A 21421-nucleotide genomic window follows, 5' to 3' on the forward strand; every position below is an offset into this window, starting at 1 on the left:
CGCCATGGCGTGAGACCATGGAAACCGTATGACCGAATCAACAGCACACATCATCACGCCGGAACCGGACGTCTGGAACGCGGACGATCCGACCACCGGTGAACTCCAACTCTCCGAACGCGCCTCCCTGCAGCGCGTCGCCGGGCTCTCCACCGAGCTCACCGACGTCACCGAGGTCGAGTACCGGCAGCTGCGCCTCGAGAAGGTGGTCCTGGTCGGTGTCTGGACCGAGGGCAGTGCCGCCGCGGCCCAGGCCAACATGACCGAGCTGGCGGCCCTGGCCGAGACGGCGGGTTCGCAGGTCCTCGACGCGGTGATCCAGCGTCGATCCAAACCCGACCCGGCCACCTACATCGGTAGCGGCAAGGCCGAGGAGCTCCACGAGATCGTCGTCGCCACCGGCGCCGACACCGTCGTCTGCGACGGCGAGCTCACCCCCGCCCAGCTCACCGCACTGGAAAAGGTCGTCAAGGTCAAGGTCATCGACCGCACCGCGCTGATCCTCGACATCTTCGCCCAGCATGCGACGTCACGGGAGGGTAAGGCCCAGGTCTCGCTCGCCCAGATGGAGTACATGCTCCCGCGCCTGCGTGGCTGGGGCGAGTCGATGTCGCGTCAGGCCGGCGGACGGGCGGGCAGCAACGGCGGCGTGGGCCTGCGTGGTCCCGGCGAGACGAAGATCGAAACCGACCGTCGCCGCATCCGCGAGCGGATGGCCAAGCTTCGCCGTGAGATCCGCGACATGAAGAAGGCCCGGACCACCAAACGCGCCGCGCGTAACCGCAGTGCGATCCCGGCGATCACCGTGGCCGGCTACACCAACGCCGGCAAGTCCAGCCTCGTGAACGCCATGACCGGTGCGGGCGTCCTCGTCCAGGACGCGTTGTTCGCAACCCTCGATCCGACGACCCGCCGGGCCACGCTCGACGACGGGCGCGCGGTGGTCTTCACCGACACCGTCGGCTTCGTCCGGCATCTGCCCACCCAGCTGGTGGAGGCGTTCCGGTCGACGCTCGAGGAGGTCGTCGACGCCGACCTGCTCCTCCACGTCGTCGACGGTGCGGATGCGTTCCCGATGGAGCAGATCTCGGCGGTCCGTCAGGTGATCAACGAGATCGTCACCGAGGAGGGCGGCACCGCGCCGCCGGAACTGCTGGTCATCAACAAGATCGATGCGATCGACGGCAACCGGCTCACCGAGTTGCGTGGCGCGCTCGGCACCGACGCGGTGTTCGTGTCGGCGCGTACCGGGGAGGGTCTGCCCGAACTGTTCGAGCGGGTTCGCGACTTCGTGGGCCGTGAGGACGTGGAGATGACCATCGATGTGCCGTTCTCACGCGGCGACATCATCTCGCGGGTGCACACCGAGGGTGAGGTGATCTCCTCGGAGCACTCCGAGTCGGGCACGACGCTGAAGGTCCGCGTCCCGGCCGCCTTCGCGGGCGAGATCGCGGACCTCCGGGCCTGACGAGGACGATCCTCAGTCTGCGTCGAGGTCGGTCTCGACCAGCGTGACGATTGCGTCGAGAGTGTCCTGATCCTCGGCGGTCACGACGACCTTGGTGCCCTTCTCCGCCCCCAGCGTCATGATCATCAGTGCCGATCCCGCATCGACCGGGTCGCCGCCCTCGAGGCCGATGGTGACGGGATTGCCCGCCTCGGCGACGGCCTCGGCGATGATCGTGGCGGGGCGGGCGTGCAGGCCGACGGCCGATCCGACGGTGGCGATGGTGCTGGGCATCGATTGCTCCTCTGTGTTCGTGGGTTGTGACTGTGTTCGTGGGTTGTGACTGTGTTGGTGGGTTGTGACTGTGTTGCTGGGTTGTGACGGTGGCGCGGATCAGACCGCGACGGCGTCGATTTCGTCGAATGCGGCGGCGTCACGGCTGCGATGGATCTGTTTGGCCGTGACCACCAGGACGGCGGACAGGATCATGCCCGCGACGAGTGCCACCAGGAACAGCACCCAGTTGTTCATCGCGAAGAAGACGAAGATGCCACCGTGCGGGGCGCGGAGCTCGACGCCGAAGGCCATGATCAGCGCGCCGGACAGTGCGCCGCCTGCCATCATCGACGGGATGACCCGGAAGGGGTCGACCGCGGCGAACGGGATGGCGCCCTCGGAGATGAACGACGCGCCGAGTAGCCACGCGGCCTTGCCGTTCTCCCGCTCGGGTTCGGTGAACAGTGCGGGACGCAGCACGGTGGCCAGCGCCAGCGCCAGCGGGGGCACCATGCCGGCGCACATGACCGCGGCCATGATCTGGTACTGCGCGGTGCCTGCGGTCGCGGCGTCGGCGATACCCGCGGTCGCGAACAGGTAGGCGGTCTTGTTGACGGGTCCACCGAGGTCGAAGCACATCATCAGGCCCAGCACCACGCCGAGGACGATGGCCGAGCCGCCGGACATGCTCTCGAGGCCGCTGTTCATCTGTTCGGTCAGCCAGGCGAGGGGTTTGCCGAGGACCATGTAGAGCAGCCCGCCGACGATCATGCTGCCGAAGAACGGAATGATCACCACCGGCATCAGTCCGCGTGCCCACTGCGGCAAGGGGAGTCGCGCGATCCACAGGCACACCGCGCCCGCGATCAGACCGCCGATGAGCGCACCGATGAAGCTGGCGCCCACGGCGAGGGAGACGATTCCGGCGACGAAACCGGGTGCGATACCCGGCCGGTCGGCGATGGCGAACGCGATGTAACCGGCCAGGACCGGGACCGCCAGCGCCATCACCCCTGTACCCGTGGCATAGCTGACCGCGCCCAGGTACTCCAGGAGCCCCCCGGACGGCAGGTCCCACAGGCTGTTGTTCAAGGCGATGTAGGCGCCGTCGGTGAGCGTGCCCGCGTCGTCGAGGACCTTGTTGGCGACCTCGTATCCGGCGAGCAGGAAGCCCAGTGCGATGAGCAGACCGCCCGCGGCGACGAACGGGATCATGTAGCTGACACCGGTCATGAGTGCCTGACGGACCCGCCCGCCGATCCCGACGCCCGACTTCGACGTGCTCGCATCACCGGCGCCGGCGCCGTCGCCGGTGACGCGGGCGGCATCCGGGTTCCTGCTGGCGGCAACCGCCTCGGCGATCATGGCGTCGGGTTCGTTGATGGCGCGCTTGACACCCGAGGCGATCACGGGTTTGCCGCCGAACCGTCCTTTGTCCTTGACGCCGACGTCGGTGGCGAAGATGACCGCGTCGGCGTCGGCGATGACATCGGGCGGGAACGGGGTCGTCGCCGAGGAACCCTGCGTCTCCACCGCGAAGTCGACACCGGCGCGCTCGGCCGCATACTTCAGCGCGTCGGCGGCCATGTAGGTGTGGGCGATCCCGGTGGGGCACGCGGTGACCGCGATGATCCGCGGAGGCGACTCCGCGGTCGCCGACGCCGGTTCCTTCTCGACGGGGTTCTCTTTCGTCGTATTCGGTGCGGCGGGTGCCGGATCGATGGCCTCGGTGACCAGTTCGATGACGCGCTCGTCGTTCTCGGCGTCACGCAGCGCCGCGACGAAGTCGGGCCGGACCAGTGCACGGGCCAGTGAACTGAGGACCTTCATGTGCGCGGCGGCGCCACCCTCGGGGGCGGCGATGAGGAAGACCAGGTCGGCAGGACCGTCGGGGGCGCCGAAGTCGACCTTGCGGGAAAGCCGCGCCATCGCCAGGCTCGCCGTGGTGACCGATGCGGCGCGGGCGTGGGGAATCGCGATCCCGCCGGGAAGTCCGGTCGCGGATTTGGCCTCCCGCTCGAGTGCGGCAGAGGCGAGATCGTCCGGGTCGGTGGTCCGTCCGGCGGCCGCGAGGCGCTCGGCGAGGGCGGTGATGACGGCGGCGGGGTCGGCGCCGGCATCGACGTCGAGACTCACCGTCTGAGCGGTGATGATCGGCTCGGTCATGGGATGTCCTTCTGTGGTGGAGCTGGGCTGGGGCTACGGCGCTGGTGATGCGGCGCCGGGGTTCGGTGTGGGGGTCAGGACATACGGGCGGCCCCGGACAACTCGGTGACCGTGACGCCGGACAGGTCGAGATGGTCGGGGGTGGGTGCCTGGGTGCCGGCGAGGGCGGCCGCGGCAGCGCCGTAGGCCACCGCATGCCGCAGGCACTCCGGTAGTGAGGCGCCGCCGGTCTGGGCGATCAGGAAACCGGCGAGTGAGGAATCACCGGCACCCACCGTGCTGCGGGGGACGATGGGCGGCGGGGTGGCGCTCCACGTGCCCGACGCGGTGACCAGCACGGCGCCGGCGGCGCCCAGGGTCGCGAGGACGTGGCCACCGATCCGGTCGACCAGCCTGGCCGCGGCTTCGACGATGGGGCCGAAGTCGTTGCGGGCGAGCGCTTCCCGCAGTTTCTCCGGGTCGGTACCGGTCAGTTCGGCGAGTTCGTCCTCGTTGGGTTTGATCAGGTCGACGCGTCCGTCGGCGGCTGCGCGGAGCGGCTCGCCGGAGGTGTCCACCGCGACCCGGCAGCCGGCGAGTGCGAGGTCGTCGGCCATCGTTCGGTACCAGTCGTCAGGTACCCCCGGCGGCAGCGAACCGCACAGCGTGACCCACTGCGCGGTCCCGGCCCGGGCGCCGATGAGTGCGGCGAGCGACTCGAGGTGCGCGGGGGTGAGGGCGACGCCCGGAGCGTTGATCTTGGTGGTGGTGCCGTCGGCCTCGGCAATGGTGATGTTGGAGCGGACCTCGTCGTCCACGGGCACGGCGTCGTAGGGCAGTCCGAGGTCGTCGAGCGCCGCCAGCAGCGGGTCTCCCGCGCGAGCAGGCAACAGCGCCCGGGTGGCCAGTCCGGCGGCGGCGGCGACGCGGGACACGTTGACCCCCTTGCCTCCCGGCTCGGCGCGCACGACTCCGGCACGTTGCACCTCGCCGCGTCGGAGAGGGGTGGCGAGTTCGAGGGTGCGGTCCAGGCTGGGGTTGGCGGTGACGGTGAGGATCATGCGATCACCACCTCGATGCCCCGCGCCGACAGCGCGGCCGAGAACGCCGGGTCGATCCGGTCGTCGGTGATGAGGACGTCGACGTCGTCGATGCCGGCGAAGGACAAGAGATCCTCGCGCTGCATCTTGGAACTGTCGGCCAGCACGACGACCTGCCGCGCGGCGGCGACCATGGCCGTCTTGACGGCCGCCTCCGCCGGATCCGGCGTGGACAATCCGTGGGCCTCGCTGAGCCCGTTGGTGCCGATGAACGCGGTGCTCACCCGCAGCCGGGTCACCGCGGCAACGGTGTCGGCGCCGACCGTGGCCTGGGTCAGACCCCGTACCCGGCCGCCGAGCGCGTGGAGACCGGTGCGGGGGCGACCCGCGAGGAGTCCGGCGATCGGCAGGCTGTTGGTGATGATCGTCAGGTCATGGTCGCGACCCGTCGGCTCGGCGGCCCGATAGGTGATCGTCGCCTCGGCGGCGCGGTAGGTGGTGGTGCCGGCATCGAACAGCACCGATCCGCCTTCGGGCGGGAGGAACCGGACCGCGGCACGGCCGATCGCCGCCTTCTGTTCGACCTGGCTGGACTCGCGCTCGTCGATGCCCAGCTCGCCGACCACGCGCATGACCTCGGCGCGCACCGCGCCGCCGTGCACTCGCTGGAGATGGCCGGTGCGCTCGAGCACGGCGAGATCGCGACGAACCGTCTCACTGGTGACGTCGAACTTCTCGGCGAGCGCGGCGACGGACGCGCGTCCGGCGACGCGCACCTCGTCCACGATTGCCTGCTGTCTCTCCTCGGCGTACACACCGGCTCCGATCTGCGTCTCCGTGCGTCCCCTTGTTGATCCGTGTGGGTTCGCATGTTGTAGTAACTGTGTTTACGCCTGTTTGTGTTGACAAGTCAAGCTCTTTTTGTAACGGTGGTCACATCGGCGCGAAGATGGAGTCGGATCTCACAGATCCGGACCTGCGCGGCAACGATCGAGAGGTATCGAGATGGCGAACACCGAGATGGTCCAGACGCTGACCGGGACGCCGGTCGTCGGCGGGCTGGCGTACGGGCCCGCGGTCTGGCCGGGTGCGCGACCCGACCATTCCGCTCAGACCCTCGGCACCGGCGTCGAGATCGCCGAGGATCGACGAGCCGACGAGGTCGCCCGGTTCGTGAACGCCGCGAGTGTGGTCGCGGGCAGGCTTCGCGAGCGTGCGTCGCAGAACACCGGGGCCGCCGGCGAGGTGCTCACGGCGACCGCCGGGCTCGCCGAGGACCGCGGGTGGATCGGAGCGGCCTCGGGTCTCATCGCCAAGGGTGCGACGGCGGAATCGGCCGCCGTCGCGGCGACCAAACAATTCGCCGAGGTGTTCACCAAGCTCGGCGGGCTGATGGCCGAGCGGGTCACCGACCTCAACGACGTCCGTGACCGGGTACTCGCCGAACTGCTGGGACTGCCCGAGCCGGGGGTACCCACGCCCGAGGTGCCGTCGGTCCTGCTCGCCGACGACCTCGCTCCCGCTGACACCGCGGGGCTCGATCCGTCGACGACGATCGCACTGGTCACCCGTCTCGGGGGGCCGACCAGCCACACCGCGATCATCGCGCGCCAGCTGGGTATCCCGTGCGTCGTGGCGGTGGCCGGACTCGCCGCGGTGGCCGCAGGCACCGACATCCTCGTCGACGGCAACACCGGGGAGATCGAGATCGCCCCGGATGTCGTCCGGGCGCGGGCACGGGTCACCGGACATCGGGATCACGCCGCGACCGTCGCACGCTGGACGGGCCCCGGTCGCACCGCCGACGGGGTCGCGGTCTCGGTGCTGGCGAATGTCGCCGACGGCGCATCGGCTCGGGCCGCCGCCGATCATCCCGTCGAGGGCGTCGGGCTCTTCCGTACCGAGTTGGCCTTCCTCGAGCGAGCCGACGAGCCGTCCGTGGACGAGCAGGCCCGTATCTACGGGGAGGTTCTCGGAGCCTTCGACGGCCGGAAGGTGGTGGTGCGGACGCTCGACGCGGGCTCGGACAAGCCGTTGCGGTTCGTGACCCAGCCGGAGGAGGCCAATCCGGCCCTCGGGGTGCGCGGAGACCGGATCGCGCTGGCGCATCCCGAGATCCGCGCACATCAGCTCGATGCGATCGCGCTGGCGGCCGAGCACACGACCACGAAACCATGGGTGATGGCGCCGATGATCGCCTCGCCCGCCGAGGCCGCGGCGTTCGCCGCGGAGGTCCGCGGGCGCGGCCTGGTGGCCGGGGTCATGGTCGAGGTGCCGGCTGCGGCCATCCTCGCACCGGCGATCCTGGCCGAGGTCGACTTCGTGTCCATCGGCACCAACGACCTGACGCAGTACACGATGGCGGCCGACCGGATGTCCGCCGATCTCGCGTCGTTGACCGACCCGTGGCAACCGGCCGTCCTACACCTGATCGCGATGGTCGCGCGGGCAGGGCGCGATCAGGGCAAACCGGTGGGAGTGTGTGGCGAGGCGGCCGCCGACCCGAACCTCGCGTGTGTGCTGGTGGGGCTGGGTGTCACGTCGCTGTCGAGTGCGCCGGCGGCGGCCGCGGCGGTCGGGGCGCGGCTCGGCCGGGTCACCTCCACGGAGTGCCGGGCGGCGGCCGACGCCGCCTTGGCCACCGCCGACCCGGCTGCGGCCCGGATGGCGGCAACCGCAGTGCTCGACGGTGCGAGCGACCGAACGGATGAGCCGTAGGTCAGATCCGCCGCATCACGGTGACGACCTTGCCGAGAATGACGGCGTCGTTGCCCGGGATCGGATCGAACAGTTCGTTGTGGGGCATCAGCCAGACGTTGCCCTTCTGGCGCTTGAACGTCTTGACCGTCGCCTCCCCGTCGATCATCGCGGCGACGATGTCGCCGTTGTCGGCCACGTTCTGCTGACGGACGACCACCCAGTCGCCGTCGCAGATGGCGGCGTCGATCATCGACTCACCGACGACGCGCAGCAGGAACAGTGACCCCTCGCCGACGAGTTCGCGGGGGAGCGGGAAGACGTCCTCCACTGCTTCCTCGGCCAGGATGGGACCGCCGGCGGCGATCCGTCCCAGGACGGGGACGAATGTGGGCACGGGCAGGTCACCCGCGGTCGGGGTGGCCGGTGACGGCGGCTCGCTCGGCGCGATGTTGACCGCACGCGGACGGTTGGCGTCGCGTTTGAGAAGACCCTTGCGTTCGAGCGTGCGGAGCTGATGGGCCACCGACGACGTCGAGTTCAGGCCGACCTCGTCGCCGATCTCCCGGATGCTCGGCGGGTACCCGCGCTCGCGCACCGACTTGCGGATCACCTCGAGCACGCCACGCTGCCGCGGGGTCAGAGAGGCCTCTGCGGCCACCACATCGACCGGGGCCGCGTGCTCGTCGGCGCCCCGCGCCCCTGTGCGCTTATCGCCGGTCTCGCTCATGTTCGGTTCCTCTCGTGGTCAGACCTGGTGGTCGGAACGTGCTGGTAGACGCCTTGGCCTGGAGCCGAGCCTAGCGGAGAAGAACCCGCACCTCAAACATTTGTTCGATGTGTCGCGAGACTTTGTCGGGATCTCATGCTACAAATTCGAACATCAGTGCATCGAACACCTGATCGATGTTCGATGGTCGACCGTACATCCGCAACCGACGTCCCGACTGGACACAACGGAGGGCACCATGCGTACCGCCACTCTCATCGATCCCACCCGTACCGAGCGCCCATACACCGACGGTGCACCCGGCGACGGCTCCTACACCGGTCCGGCCGGCCGCCTGCGCACCGACCGGACGCGCACCCCGGCGCTGCGTACCGATGGCCGCCGTCCGGCGGACAACCGCCCGGTACCGCGTTCGGCGCTGCAGGCCCCGCGCGTGGGCGGCACCGCGTGCTCGACGCCGGTGGGGACGCGCGGTCGCGGTCCCGTGATCGCCGAACGTGCCGTGATCGCCGAGCGTGCCGTGATCCGCAGGCGCCGTCGCACCGCGGTGGCGATCCTCGCCGGTGTCGGGCTGGCGCTGGCCGTGTGGGTCATCGGTGTCGTCGGTCAGAATTACGCCGCGTCGATGACCCCGACCGCGGTCAGTACCGAGGTCGTACATGTGCGGTCGGGCGAGTCCTTGAGCACCATCGCCTCGCGCGTCGCCCCGGATATGCCGCGCGAGGTCGTCGTCGACGACATCGTCGCGCTGAACGATCTCGGATCGAGCGCGTTGCGCGTCGGACAGCCGCTGCTCACCCCTCTGTACCGCTGAGGCCGGGCGGTATCCTCGATGTCACAGGGACCAGCCGACAATCGGCCGGGCGCGCGGTTGTGCTGCGTCAGAGCGTCCCGCGACCTGCGTGAGGATACGATGCGCTGCCCCTTCTGCAAGAACGACGACACCAAGGTCATCGACTCGCGTGTCGCTGATGAGGGGCAGGCCATCCGGCGGCGCCGCTCCTGTGTGGAGTGTGGCCGACGCTTCTCCACGGTCGAGAGCGCCGTGCTCGCGGTGGTCAAACGCAACGGAGTCACCGAACCCTTCAGTCGCGAGAAGGTGATGCGCGGGGTTCGTCGCGCATGTCAGGGCCGGCATGTCGCCGAGGATGCACTCGCCCAGCTGGCACAACAGGTCGAGGACACCGTCCGGGCCAGCGGCTCGGCCGAGATCCCCAGCAACGAGGTCGGTCTGGCCATTCTCGGTCCGCTGCGCGACCTCGACGAGGTGGCCTACCTGCGGTTCGCCTCGGTCTACCGCTCGTTCGATTCGGTCGAGGACTTCCAGCGCGAGATCGACGACCTGCGGGCCGCCTCGAAGCCTCCGTCGGATTCAGGTCCCCAGGCCGGCGAACGCGCCGTGTCAGCCGAGTCGGTCCAGACTTCGTAGGATCCGTTTCTCCGAGACCGGGAACGCGGTCTTCAGTCGCTGCGCGAACAGTCCCACCCGAAGTTCTTCGACCAGCCAGTGCGCCTCGTCGTTGACGACCCCGCGACGGTGCTCGGGCACCTGCTCGAGGCGCTGCGCCCAGCGTTCGACGACGCGGTCGATGACCGCAACGCCTGCCTGATCACGTGCCGCCGCCGCCGGCAGGGCCTCCAGGCGCGCTTGCGCCGCCTCGAGGTAGCGGGGCAGGTTCTCGAGGTGTCGGCGTGGAGTGGCGGCGACGAACCCGTCGAACACGAGGTGATCGAGCTGTTCGGCGACGTCGTCGGCCGCCAGTGAGCCGGCGTGACGATCGATCGCCGCCCGCACCGGCGCCACCCACTCGAACGCGTCGACGGCGAGAGCGAAGTACGCCGGTGCGGCCTCGCCGATCCCGGGGCGGATCCGATCGGTGAGTGCGGCGAACGCCTCGGGAGTGCGGACGGCGGTCAGCACGGCATCGTCGAGGCCGGACACCGCGTCGCGGATCGCCCGGCGCGTGCAGTCGGCCAGCAGCGTCTCGACATCGCGGTAGGGGCTCTGGCTCAACGCGAGTCGGGCGGTGGAGCCCAGCGAGCTCGCGATCCGCTTGTGCAGTGGCGGGATCGCGAGGTCGAGCAACGCGACGATGCCTCGCCGGAGCAGTCGATCGCGCGACTCGGAGGTCGCCGCCTGGAGTACGACCACTCCGCGTGTGCGGCCCGCCTCGTCGTTGATCGCGTCGAGCGTCGGATACCTGGTCAGGCGCTGGCCCGCGACGTCCACGGTGACCTGGTCGGGCAGGGTGCCGATGCCCTCGGGTGTCCAGGTCTTGTACAGGGTCCGCGTCACCGTCTTCGGCGCGGCCGCCCCGGTGGGTCGTTGCAGCTGTGCGAGCGAGTCGGCGCGTGCCACGATGCGGCCGGCGTCGTCGACGACCGCGAAATGCATGCGCAGATGTGCAGGAATCCGGCTGGTGTCGAAATCGGTTGCGGCGACGGTCATGCCGGTGATGGACGACAGCTCGCGGGCGAGTCCGACGGTGAGTGGCTCCTTGCGTGGCGTGAGTCTGCCGAGGGCGAGGTCGGCGAATCGCTGCGCGGGGGACATGCTCTTGCGCAGCTGTTTGGGGAGTGACTTCACCAGGGCGGTGGCGAGTTCTGAACGCATGCCGGGGACCGACCAGTCGAAACCCGACGAACGGACGTGGGGGAGCAGCTCACGCGGGATCAGCACCGTGACACCGTCATCGGGTGTTCCGGGTTCGAAGCGATATCGCAGTTCGAACCGGGTGTCACCCTGCTGCCACACGCCGGGATAGTCCGTGGGGGCCGTCTCGGTGCCCGTCGCGACGTCCTCGGGTGTGAGGTCGAGCAGGTCCGGGCGGTCGCGGCGGGCCTTGCGCCACCAGGTGTCGAAGTGGCGTGCCGAGGTGACCTCGGGGCCGACCCGCTGATCGTAGAACTCGAACAGCTGGTCTTCGGTGATGACCAGACCTCTTGTGCGCGTGCGGTTCTCGACGTCCGACGCGGCGTCGAGGAGTTGCCGGTTGCGATCGAAAAAGGCGTGCTGCGTGCGCCAGTCGCCCTCGACGAGAGCGTGCCGGATGAACAGCTCGCGGGACAGGACCGGATCGATCCCGCCGTAGTCCACGCGGCGCTGCGCCACCAGCGTGACCCCGTAGAGCGTCACCCGTTCATAGGCCATCGCGGCGCCGCGCTTGGACGACCAGTGCGGCTCGCTGTAGGTGCGTTTCACCAGGTCGCCGGCGAGTTTCTCGACCCACAGCGGATCGATACCCGCGACGGTGTGCGCGTACAGACGTGAGGTCTCGAGGATCTCGGCGGCCATGATGAACGGCGGCGGCTTCTTGGCGAGTGGGGAGGCCGGGAAGATCAGCAGTGTCGTGTTGCGCGCACCCGTGAACTCACGCCCCTCGGTGTTGCGGGCGGCGATGTTGCCGAGGAGGCCCGACAGGATGGCGCGGTGAACGGCGTCGGCGTCGAGTTCGGTGGGCGACACCGACCAGTCGAGGTCCTTGACGATCTCGGTCAGCTGGCGGTGCAGGTCGCGCCACTCCCTGATGCGCAGGAAGTGCAGGAACTCGCGTTCGCACATACGTCGGAAACGGCTGCTCGACAGTTCCTTTCGCTGTTCCTCGAGGTAGCGCCACAGTTCGACGTAGGACAGGAAGTCCGACTGCGGCACGACGAACCTGCGGTGCTGTGCGTCGGCCGCCTCCCGGTGTTCGGTGGGCCGTTCGCGCGGATCGGGCAGTGACATCGCGGCGGCGATGACCAGCAGGTGGTCCAGGCAACCGAGTTCCTTGGCGGCGATCAGCATGCGCGCAATGCGCGGGTCCACCGGGATGCGCGACATCGATCGGCCGACCGGGGTGAGTCGTGGGGGACCGCCCTCGCGGGGCACGGTGATGGCGCCGAGCTCGGTGAGTACACCCATGCCGTCGCGGATCGCGCGGTCGTCCGGCGGCTGCACGAACGGGAAGTCCGCGATCTCGCCGAGTTTCAGCGAGGTCATCTGCAGGATGACCGCGGCGAGGTTGGTGCGCAGGATCTCCGGATCGGTGAACGCGGGCCTGGCGTCGAAGTCGGTCTCGCTGTAGAGCCGGATGCACACGCCCGGGGCGACGCGGCCGCAGCGACCGGCGCGCTGTCGGGCGCTGGCCTGCGACACCGGTTCGATGGGCAGGCGGTTGACCTTGGTCCGCGTCGAATAGCGGCTGATGCGGGCGGTGCCGGTGTCGATGACGTACCGGATGCCGGGGACGGTGACCGACGTCTCGGCGACGTTCGTCGCCAGCACGATCCGGCGGCCGTTCGACGAGGAGAAGACCTTCTGCTGGTCCGCGATCGACAGCCGTGCGTACAGCGGCACTATCTCCGCTCCGGCGGCGGCCCTGCGCCGCAGCGCATCCGCGGTCTCGCGGATGTCGCGTTCGGTGGGTAGGAAGACCAGGATGTCGCCGCGGCCGCCCGCCCACAGTTCGTCGATCGCGGCGTCGATGCCCTGGATCTGGTCGAGGTCGGCGTGCTCGCCGCCGCCGGCGTCGTTCCCGTCGTCGGGCTGTTCCTGCAGGCTCAGCGGCCGGTAGCGGACCTCCACCGGATAGGTGCGGCCCGACACCTCGATCACCGGTACCGAACGCTCCGGCGTGCTGAAATGCCGTGCGAACCGGGCCGGTTCGATGGTGGCCGAGGTGATGATGACCTTGAGGTCGGGCCGGCGCGGGAGGAGTCGACGCAGATAGCCGAGGATGAAGTCGATGTTGAGGCTGCGTTCGTGGGCCTCGTCGATGATGAGGGTGTCGTAGCGCCGCAGCATCGGGTCCGTCGCGATCTCGCGCAGCAGGATGCCGTCGGTCATCACGCGGATCAACGTGTCGGCGCCGGACCGATCGGTGAAGCGGACCGAATAGCCGACGGCCTCGCCGAGTTGGGTGTCGGTCTCGTCGGCGATGCGCTTGGCCACCGAACTCGCCGCGATGCGACGGGGCTGGGTGTGTCCGATCGACCCACGGATGCCGCGCCCGAGCTCGAGGCAGATCTTCGGCAGCTGGGTGGTCTTGCCCGACCCGGTCTCGCCCGCGATGACGACGACCTGATGGTCGCGGATGGCCTCGGCGATCTCCTCGCGTGCCGCGGACACCGGAAGTTCGTCGGGGAACCGGAGCACGGGTACGCCCGCGCGGCGCCGTTCGAGGCGACGCTGCGCCTTCTCGATGTCGTCGGTGAGGCGCTGCCATTTGTCGGCCTCGGTGGGCGTGGTGCCGCCGGCCTTGGTTCCACGGCCGGCCTCGGTTCCGCCGGCCTTGGCACCACGGCGGCCGGGCTGCGCGAGTGCGTCGAAGCGACGCCGCAGACGGTCGGCGTCGACGATCCCCACGTTGTCGAGCGCGCGCCTCAGCTCGGCGCGCGAGATGCTGGGTGAAGGCTCGGGTGCGGGCTCGGGTGCGGTATCGCCGGGAGACGAATCGGGGGACGGGAACGGCATGATCCTCCCAGGATATGGGTCGGCGGAATCCGCGCTCACCCTGGTGGCCGCGCCCCGCGTCCCGCCCGGCATCATGGTGGGCATGTCTGATTCATCAGCAACAAGCACCGAGCCCACGATTCCCGGGGGCGCGCTCTGGCACGGCTTCGCCGACATGGGCGCGGTCAGTGCCTCCGGCCCCTTCGTCGTCACCAGGGGTGAGGGCGCCCGGATCTTCGATCGCGACGGCAACTCCTACCTCGACGCGACGGCCGGCCTGTGGTTCACCAATGTCGGACACGGCCGGACCGAGATCGCCGACGCGGTCGCGGCGCAGCTCGGCAACCTCGCGCACTACTCCAACTTCGGCGACATCGCGAGCGACGTCACCCTGCAGCTCGCCGACGAACTCGCCCGGATCGCGCCGGTGCCGGGCTCGAAGATCTTCTTCACCTCCGGCGGCAGCGATTCGATCGACACCGCCGTCAAGCTCGCCCGACGCTACTGGGTGGAGCAGGGGCAGCCGTCCAAGAGGATGGTCGTCAGCCGCACCAAGGCCTACCACGGCATGCATGCCGCGGGTACCTCGCTGGCCGGTATCCCGCTGAACCACGACGGTTACGGCGAGCTCATGCACGACGTCCAGAACGTCGAGTGGGACGATGCGAAGAGTCTTCTGGGCCTCGTGGAGCGGGTCGGGGCGGAGAACATCGCCGCGTTCTTCTGCGAGCCGATCATCGGCGCCGGCGGCATCTACCTGCCGCCGGAGGGCTACCTCGCCGAGGTGCGGTCGATCTGCCGCGACCACGACATCCTGTTCGTCGTCGACGAGGTCGTCACCGGGTTCGGCCGCATCGGCGGCGACTCCTGGTTCGCCTCCGCCCGTTTCGGTCTCGAACCCGACATGATCACCACCGCGAAGGGCCTCACCTCGGGCTACGTGCCGATGGGTGCGGTGTTCATCGCACCCCGGATCGCCGAGCCGTTCTTCGCCGGTGGGGTGTGGTGGCGTCACGGCTACACCTACGGCGGCCACGCCGCAGCGGCCGCGGCCGCCCTGGCCAATCTCGAGATCATCCGTCGCGAGAACCTGCTCGCCGAGGCGACACGTCTCGAGGGCGACCTCGCGGCCGCGCTCGCACCGCTGGCCGACCTGGATTCGGTGGCAGAGGTGCGCACCGGACTCGGCGCGGTCACCGCGGTGCAACTCGCCGATCCCGCCACCGCCCCGGCCACGGTCCTCCGACTGCGCGAACACGGCGTGAGCACGCGGGCCGCGGGGCAGGGCGCACTCCAGGTCTCACCGGCGTTCGTCATGACCACCGACGAGGTCGGCGAGCTCGCGGACCGGATGCGCGCCGCCCTCTCCTGAAGTATCACAGACGAATCAGGGCCCGGCCGCCGTTCTGGCAGCCGGGCCCTGACCCGTTGATGGTGCGCGTCAGCGGATCACGCCTTGGCGAGCACCTCGGTGGTGGCGATCGCCTGGGCGACACCGGTCACGATCGCGGCGACCTTGAGCGCCTCGAGGATGGCCTCGCGCTCGACGCCGGCCTCGCGCAGGGTGTTCTCGTGGGCGGCGACGCAGTGGCCGCAACCGTTGATCGAGGACACCGCGAACGACCACAGCTCGAAGGCGGCCTTGTCGACGCCCGGGTTGCCGATGATGTTCATCCGCAGGCCGGCGCGCAGGTCGTCGTACTTGCCGTCGAGGAAGCCGCGACCGCGGTAGAACACGTTGTTCATACCCATGATCGACGCCGCGCCGAGGGCTGCGTTGTAGGCCTCGGCGGACAGGGTGTCAGCTGCCTCGTCGGCGATCTCGCTGAGCACCTTGGCATTCTGGGTGGCAGCGGCGGTCGACAGCAGCGTGCCCCACAGCTGCTCCTCGGTCAGCGCGGTGGTGCGGCTGATCGTGCCGAGGTTGAGCTTGAGGTCCTTCGCGTACTCGGGAAGGGCTTCCTTCAGATTGTCGATGCTCATCGGTTCTCCTTTACGCGCCGGCGGACATGAGCTCACCGGCGTTGATCGTCGGGTCGCCCTTCTTCCAGTTGCAGGCACACAGCTCGTCGGACTGCAGGGCGTCGAGGACGCGCAGGACCTCGTCGACGTTGCGGCCGACCGAACCCGCGGTGACCGACACGAACTGGATCTCGTTGTTCGGGTCGACGATGAAGGTCGCACGGTCGGCGACTCCGTCGGCGTTGAGAACGCCACAGGCGGCAGCCAGTTCACGCTTGAGGTCGCTCATCATCGGGAACGGGAGGGTCTTGAGGTCCTCGTGCTGCGCGCGCCACTGGAAGTGCACGAACTCGTTGTCGACCGACGCGCCGAGGACCTGGGTGTCACGATCGGCGAACTCGTCGTTGAGCTTGCCGAATGCGGCGATCTCGGTCGGGCACACGAAGGTGAAGTCCTTGGGCCAGAAGAAGACGATGCGCCACTGTCCGGGATGGTCGTCGGAGGTGACGGTGGTGAAGTAGTCGTCGGGCTGCTGAGCATTGACCTTGCTGAGGTCGCCGCCGATGACAGCGGTGAGGTTGTAGGCGGGGAACTGGTCACCGATGGTGAGCAGGGCCATGTATCGCTCCTTCAGCTGAGAAATGTACTGGTATTGCGCGCGAAAGAATTTCGCGACGTACGGGTACCATCGTGCCGGAAAATCGGCAAAAGCGAAACGTGATGAGTAGCACTACACTGATAGCCATGCCCGATAAGACTTATCAGCCGACGATCGCCGGTCTCCGCGCCTTCGTCGCCCTCGCGAATCGACGCCACTTCGGCACGGCAGCAACGGATCTGGGAGTGAGTCAACCTTCGCTGTCCCAGGCGCTGTCGGCGCTGGAGGCCGGACTCGGGGTGACCCTGGTGGAGCGTACGACCCGCCGCGTCCTGGTGACCGCGGACGGGGCCGAACTGCTGCCGCGGGCGATCGCGGCGGTGGAGGCCGTCGACGAGTTCACCTCGGCCGCAGCGGGTGCCGGGCAGCCGTTGCACGGAACCCTGCGAGTGGGCGTCATCCCCACCGTCGCGCCGTATGTGCTGCCGACGCTTCTGCGCGGTTTCGGCGACCGGCTCCCGGAGTTGCGGCCCCGGGTCGTCGAGGAGCAGACCGCGCGTCTGGTCGAGCAGTTACGTCTCGGCACGCTCGACGTCGCACTGCTCGCGCTACCCGTCGAGGTTGCCGGGATTGCCGAGATCCCCATCTACCGTGAGGATTTCGTGCTGGCGCTGCCCTCGGGCCATGCGCTGGCGGGTCGACGCCGGGTCGACCCGACCGCTCTGGCCGATCTGCCGCTCCTCCTCCTCGATGAAGGGCATTGCCTGCGCGACCAGGCGTTGGAGGTGTGCCGGCTGGCGGGCGTACGGCCCGATCTCGGGCAGACTCGGGCGGCGTCGTTGACCACCGCCGTGCACTGCGTCGCCGGCGGCCTCGGCGTGACCCTCATCCCGGAGACGGCGGTCGCCTCGGAGACCGCATCGGGAGACCTCGCGACGGCGACCTTCGCCACACCGCGACCAGGCCGTCGCATCGGTCTGGTGTTCCGGCGCTCGGCGCGTCACGAGGAGGCCTACCGCGAACTCGCCACGGTCGTCGGCGATCTCGTCGCCGCGAACGGAGCGGTGAGGCGGCTCTGAGGCCACGCACGGGGGCTCAGGCGCCGGCGGCCTGCGCCGCGAGGGCCTCCCACTCGTCGACCAGACTGGAGTCGACCTCGCGGATCATGGTCCCGAGGTTCTCCACGATCTGTTCGATCTCCGGGGTGACCGCGCTCGTCGGAACACCTTGCCGCAGAACGCGGTAACAGTCCGACAGGTAACGGAGCAGCACGCCCTCGCTGCGGGCGAGGCCGTAGGCGGAGATCAGCTCGGTGAAGGTCATCGCCTTCTCCAGCATCTCGCGGAGCACCGATTTCGGCGCCGGCGGGAACGACGACACCCACGGATGGCCGCGGCGGTAGATCTCGAAGGCCGCGAAGATCTCCTCGGCGAGTGGCTGCGGCCAGGTGATCTCCTCGAGCCGCGTCATGCGCTCCTCGTACTCGATGCCGTCCGCCTTCATCTCGGCGATCGCGGCATCGCGCGCAACCTTGCGCTGGGCGATCAGCATCGGCCTCGGGTTCTCGAGAGTCGACTCCAACACCGAGACCACGTCGAGTGCGTACGTGGAGGATTCGGTGTCGAGTAGCTCGAAGGTCGCGAGGGCGAACGCCGACAGCGGGCTGGTGAGCGCGAAGTTCGCGGGCATGTCGACACTGAGCGCGATGTGTCGGCCGGTGGCGTCGGGGGAGTCGAGCTGCACGACGATCCCGGCGTCGCGCAGGCCGCGATACAACTCGATCGTGTGCTTGATGTGGCGGATCTGGCGGTCGCGGGGTTCGTGGTTGTCCTCGAGCAGGTGGCGCATCGCGGCAAAGCAGTCACCCGGACGTGCGAGCACTTCGAGCAGCATCGCGGTCGTCATCTGGAAGTGGCTGCGCAACGGCTCGTCCGGCGCGTCGATCAGCTGGGTGAAGGTCTTCTCACCCCACGAGACGAAACCCTCGGGAGGCTTCTTGCGCACCAGCTTCCGCAGCTTCTTCGGGTCGTCACCCGCCTTGGCGACGGCCCGGGCGTTGTCGACGTCGTGGTCGGGGGCCTGGGCGACGACGTAACCGATGGTGTCGAACCCGGCGCGGCCGGCGCGGCCGGCGATCTGGTGGAACTCGCGGGCCCGGAGGCGGCGGACCCGACGGCCGTCGTACTTGCTCAGTCCGGCGAACAACACCGTGCGGATCGGCACGTTGATGCCCACCCCGAGCGTGTCGGTCCCGGCGATCACCTTCAACAAGCCCTGTTGGGCGAGGCGTTCCACGAGACGGCGATACCGGGGGAGCATTCCCGCGTGGTGCACGCCGATTCCCGAGCGGAGCAGCTTCGACAATGTGTTGCCGAATCCGGTGGAGAAGCGGAAGTCGCCGATCGCCTCGGCGATGGCGGCCTTCTCGGCCTTGTCGCAGATCTTGACGCTGAGCAGTGCCTGCGCCCGTTCGACGGCGGCGGCCTGGGTGAAGTGCACCACATAGACCGGCGCACGACCGCGATCGACGAGTTGCTCGATGGTCTCGTGGATCGGTGTCATCGCGTAGGTGTGTTCGAGTGGGACCGGTCGCTGGACGCCGGTGACCTCGACGGTGTCGCGACCGGTGCGGCGGGTGAGGTCGTCGACGAAGAACGAGACGTCGCCGAGCGTCGCCGACATCAACAGGAACTGCGTCGAGGGCAGTTCGATGAGCGGGACCTGCCAGGCCCAGCCGCGGTCGGGTTCGCCGTAGTAGTGGAACTCGTCGGCGACGAGGGTCCCGATGTCGCTGTCCTTGCCGGCGGCCAGGGCCAGATTGGCCACGATCTCCGCGGTCGCGCAGACGATCGGGGCGTCGGGGTTGACCGCGGCGTCACCGGTGAGCAGACCCACCTGGTCGGCCCCGAACATGTCACACAACTCGAAGAACTTCTCGCTCACCAGCGCCTTGATGGGCGCGGTGTAGAAGGCGCGCTCACCCCGGCATCGTGCGAAGTAGAGCGCGCCCGCGGCGACGAGGGACTTACCCGAGCCGGTCGGCGTCGCGAGGATGACGTGGCTCCCGGCCAGCAGCTCGAGCAGAGACTCCTCTTGATGCGGGTAGAGGTCGAGCCCACGCCGGGCCCACCACTGGGTGTACTGCTCGAGTGCGGCGTCCTCGTCGTCGGTGACGACGAGTCCCGGGGTGCTCAGATCGGTGATTGTGGACCCTCGTCCCCAGATCCCGCGTCCCCGTTGTTGGCCTGTTCGGCCAGGAACCTCTCGAGCTCGGCACCGAGTTCCTCACCGCTGGGCAGTGATTCCTCGGCGGCCAGCAACGATGCCCGCTCCTGGGCGGCCTGGGTGAACGTGTCGTACTGGGTCTCGAGTGCGGCCACCACCGACTCGATCTCCGCATTGCCCTCGACCTCGGTGTCGACCTGGGCCCGGACCTTCTCCGCCGCGCTGTCGAGTGCGGCGAGGGGTAGGTCGAGTCCGGTGAGTTCGGAGACCGCCGCCAGCAGACGTGCCGAGGCGGCGGGGTAGTTGGTCTGGGCGAGGTAGTGCGGCACATGGACCGACAGCCCCGAGGCCCGGTAGTCGTGCTGGCCCATGCGCAGCTCGAGCAGCATCGAAGCGCTGGCGGGCAGTTTCATCGCCGAACCCCAGCGGGGGAGGTCGCCCAGAGCGTCGGTGTCGCTGCCGTGCGCGGTGATCGACGGCGGCCGGGTGTGCGGCACGGCCATCGGGATCGCGTTGAGGCCGATCACATCGGTGACGCCGAGCCGATCGCTCAAGCGGCGTACCGCGTCGACGAACTGCTCCCAGCGCAGATCCGGTTCGGAACCGGCGAGCAACAGGAATCCCTTGCCCGCGTTGTCCCGGATCGCGTGGAGCGTCAGCGCAGGCATCTCGACGTCGGTGAAGGTCTCACCGCTGAACGAGATCGTCGGCCGGCGTGAGCGGTAGTCCATCAGCTCATCCGACGAGAACGTCGCGACCAGCTCGGACTCCAGGCTGTCGCGCAGATGGGTGGCTGCCAGCGCCACCGCGTGGCCGGCGTCGGCGAACCCCTCGAGCGCATGGATCAGTACCGGTCCCGTGCCATCGGGCCGGGTCACCTGCGGAGCGGGAAAGGCGAGTTCATACAGCGCGTCGTCGCGCGCGGATTGCTCGTCCACGTCGTCCCTCCTTCACATAGCAGCCGTTCTCGAGAACAGCTGGACATCCATTGTCTCGTACCGCACAGGCGGACGGCCACTCGCCTCGGCCGTGCCGGGGCACGAATCGTCACCGCGGTCCAACGCCGCCATCACGCCGGTGATTCCCGAGAGGGGTGTGTCACCCTCCCGCGGGGCGGGTCGGCGGTGGCACAGTAGACCGTTGTGACCCATCCGACCGCTCTGCGCCGACGTCTGCCCGTCCTGCTCACCACCGCCGCGTGCGTCGCGCTGGCGGGTTGCGTGATGACGGCCTGCGCGGTCGGGGGCGATCCGTCGCCGTCGAGCCCGGATCTGTCGTCCCGCTCGGTGGCGGCCTCGGATTTCCCGGCGGGCCAGGCGAGTTCGATCCCGCCGCAGGCGATCGCCAACGCCCTCGCCGACATCACCGGGAGCGGGGTTCCGGGGAGGACACAGGGCACCGAGGTGGCGCCGGCGGAGTGCGCTCCGGCTCCGGTCCCCGCCGACGGTGCGGTCGCCTTCCTCGGGCCGGGTGCCGGGGAGCGGTCGACGCTGACCACCGTCGTCGCCAACGTCGACACCTCACTCGACGACGTGGTCGGTCTGGCGCAGCGGTGCCCGCAGATCACGACGAGCACGTTCGGTGCGACATCGACGGTCACCACCGAGGTGTTGCCCGCACCGCAGGCGCCCGACGGCGTCGCGACGGCGACCATCCGGCGCACCATCGTCACCGGTGGGCCGGCGCCGCTGACGACCAGCTCGCTCGCGCTCCTCGGTGAACGCGGCGGGGTGCGCGTCTACACCGAGTACCGGTGGCCGGCAGCGGGTCCGGTGCCGGCCGACGACGCCGCCGCACTCGACGAGCTGTTCACCAAGGCGGTGTCCGCGGCCTTCGGCTGAGGCAGCCGGGCATCTGTGGATGAACC

Annotated in this window: 17 protein-coding genes; 7 read left to right on the plus strand and 10 right to left on the minus strand. The window is 69.2% G+C overall.

Going from position 1 to position 21421, the window contains the following annotated elements; translation table 11 throughout:
• The first annotated feature begins 28 nt into the window (after positions 1 to 28).
• Positions 29 to 1468 carry a GTPase HflX gene (gene hflX / locus H1R19_RS10630; RefSeq protein WP_219851369.1) on the plus strand — a complete coding sequence of 480 codons (1440 nt, stop codon included), beginning with the start codon at positions 29 to 31 and terminating at the stop codon, positions 1466 to 1468.
• A 12-nt stretch (positions 1469 to 1480) separates the two neighbouring features.
• Here the strand turns inward: hflX and H1R19_RS10635 are convergent, their stop codons facing one another.
• The 4 genes from H1R19_RS10635 to H1R19_RS10650 all read right to left on the minus strand — a co-directional run bounded on the left by H1R19_RS10635 (position 1481) and on the right by H1R19_RS10650 (position 5723).
• Positions 1481 to 1741, minus strand: coding sequence for an HPr family phosphocarrier protein (locus H1R19_RS10635; protein WP_219851370.1), 261 nt, complete (start codon positions 1739 to 1741; stop codon positions 1481 to 1483).
• 99 nt (positions 1742 to 1840) lie between these two features.
• Positions 1841 to 3889, minus strand: coding sequence for a PTS fructose transporter subunit IIABC (locus H1R19_RS10640; RefSeq protein WP_219851372.1), 2049 nt, complete (start codon positions 3887 to 3889; stop codon positions 1841 to 1843).
• A 74-nt stretch (positions 3890 to 3963) separates the two neighbouring features.
• On the minus strand, positions 3964 to 4929 hold the full coding sequence (pfkB, locus tag H1R19_RS10645; protein WP_188329117.1) for a 1-phosphofructokinase: 966 nt from the start codon (positions 4927 to 4929) through the stop codon (positions 3964 to 3966).
• Complete coding sequence (locus tag H1R19_RS10650; protein ID WP_188329118.1) at positions 4926 to 5723, minus strand: DeoR/GlpR family DNA-binding transcription regulator; 798 nt, start codon at positions 5721 to 5723, stop codon at positions 4926 to 4928. The genes pfkB and H1R19_RS10650 overlap by 4 nt, the downstream gene beginning before the upstream one ends.
• A gap of 205 nt (positions 5724 to 5928) precedes the next feature.
• On the opposite strand from H1R19_RS10650, the gene H1R19_RS10655 reads away from it, so the two are divergent.
• Complete coding sequence (locus tag H1R19_RS10655; protein ID WP_219851592.1) at positions 5929 to 7626, plus strand: putative PEP-binding protein; 1698 nt, start codon at positions 5929 to 5931, stop codon at positions 7624 to 7626.
• Between the two features lies 1 nt (position 7627).
• Here the strand turns inward: H1R19_RS10655 and lexA are convergent, their stop codons facing one another.
• Positions 7628 to 8335 carry a transcriptional repressor LexA gene (gene lexA / locus H1R19_RS10660; RefSeq protein WP_188329119.1) on the minus strand — a complete coding sequence of 236 codons (708 nt, stop codon included), beginning with the start codon at positions 8333 to 8335 and terminating at the stop codon, positions 7628 to 7630.
• Positions 8336 to 8573: 238 nt separating this feature from the next.
• Here lexA and H1R19_RS10665 point away from each other — a divergent pair, with 238 nt between their 5' ends.
• The gene (locus H1R19_RS10665; RefSeq protein ID WP_219851373.1) at positions 8574 to 9149 is read left to right on the plus strand and encodes a LysM peptidoglycan-binding domain-containing protein; all 576 of its coding nucleotides are present in this window, start codon (positions 8574 to 8576) and stop codon (positions 9147 to 9149) included.
• A gap of 99 nt (positions 9150 to 9248) precedes the next feature.
• The gene (gene nrdR, locus H1R19_RS10670) at positions 9249 to 9764 is read left to right on the plus strand and encodes a transcriptional regulator NrdR (RefSeq protein WP_188329121.1); all 516 of its coding nucleotides are present in this window, start codon (positions 9249 to 9251) and stop codon (positions 9762 to 9764) included.
• Here nrdR and hrpA read toward each other — a convergent pair.
• Positions 9738 to 13790 carry an ATP-dependent RNA helicase HrpA gene (gene hrpA, locus H1R19_RS10675; RefSeq protein ID WP_244970941.1) on the minus strand — a complete coding sequence of 1351 codons (4053 nt, stop codon included), beginning with the start codon at positions 13788 to 13790 and terminating at the stop codon, positions 9738 to 9740. The genes nrdR and hrpA overlap by 27 nt on opposite strands.
• A gap of 82 nt (positions 13791 to 13872) precedes the next feature.
• Between hrpA and H1R19_RS10680 the strand changes: the two genes are divergently transcribed.
• On the plus strand, positions 13873 to 15141 hold the full coding sequence (locus tag H1R19_RS10680; RefSeq protein WP_188329123.1) for an aminotransferase family protein: 1269 nt from the start codon (positions 13873 to 13875) through the stop codon (positions 15139 to 15141).
• A gap of 77 nt (positions 15142 to 15218) precedes the next feature.
• Here H1R19_RS10680 and H1R19_RS10685 read toward each other — a convergent pair whose 3' ends face one another.
• Both H1R19_RS10685 and H1R19_RS10690 read right to left on the minus strand, forming a co-directional pair.
• Positions 15219 to 15752: an alkyl hydroperoxide reductase gene (locus tag H1R19_RS10685; protein WP_188329124.1), complete on the minus strand. Its 534-nt coding sequence runs from the start codon at positions 15750 to 15752 to the stop codon at positions 15219 to 15221.
• A gap of 10 nt (positions 15753 to 15762) precedes the next feature.
• Positions 15763 to 16350 carry a peroxiredoxin gene (locus H1R19_RS10690; protein ID WP_188329125.1) on the minus strand — a complete coding sequence of 196 codons (588 nt, stop codon included), beginning with the start codon at positions 16348 to 16350 and terminating at the stop codon, positions 15763 to 15765.
• Positions 16351 to 16475: 125 nt separating this feature from the next.
• Here H1R19_RS10690 and H1R19_RS10695 point away from each other — a divergent pair, with 125 nt between their 5' ends.
• The gene (locus H1R19_RS10695) at positions 16476 to 17408 is read left to right on the plus strand and encodes a hydrogen peroxide-inducible genes activator (protein ID WP_188329126.1); all 933 of its coding nucleotides are present in this window, start codon (positions 16476 to 16478) and stop codon (positions 17406 to 17408) included.
• 16 nt (positions 17409 to 17424) lie between these two features.
• Here the strand turns inward: H1R19_RS10695 and H1R19_RS10700 are convergent, their stop codons facing one another.
• Positions 17425 to 19524: a DEAD/DEAH box helicase gene (locus H1R19_RS10700; RefSeq protein ID WP_188329330.1), complete on the minus strand. Its 2100-nt coding sequence runs from the start codon at positions 19522 to 19524 to the stop codon at positions 17425 to 17427.
• Positions 19521 to 20492: a PAC2 family protein gene (locus H1R19_RS10705; RefSeq protein WP_188329127.1), complete on the minus strand. Its 972-nt coding sequence runs from the start codon at positions 20490 to 20492 to the stop codon at positions 19521 to 19523. Before H1R19_RS10705 ends, H1R19_RS10700 begins: the two co-directional genes overlap by 4 nt.
• A 204-nt stretch (positions 20493 to 20696) precedes the next feature.
• On the opposite strand from H1R19_RS10705, the gene H1R19_RS10710 reads away from it, so the two are divergent.
• Positions 20697 to 21395 carry a hypothetical protein gene (locus tag H1R19_RS10710; protein ID WP_372631169.1) on the plus strand — a complete coding sequence of 233 codons (699 nt, stop codon included), beginning with the start codon at positions 20697 to 20699 and terminating at the stop codon, positions 21393 to 21395.
• The last annotated feature ends 26 nt before the right edge of the window (positions 21396 to 21421 follow it).

Source organism: Gordonia jinghuaiqii, from assembly GCF_014041935.1.
Classification (GTDB): Bacteria; Actinomycetota; Actinomycetes; order Mycobacteriales; family Mycobacteriaceae; genus Gordonia; species Gordonia jinghuaiqii.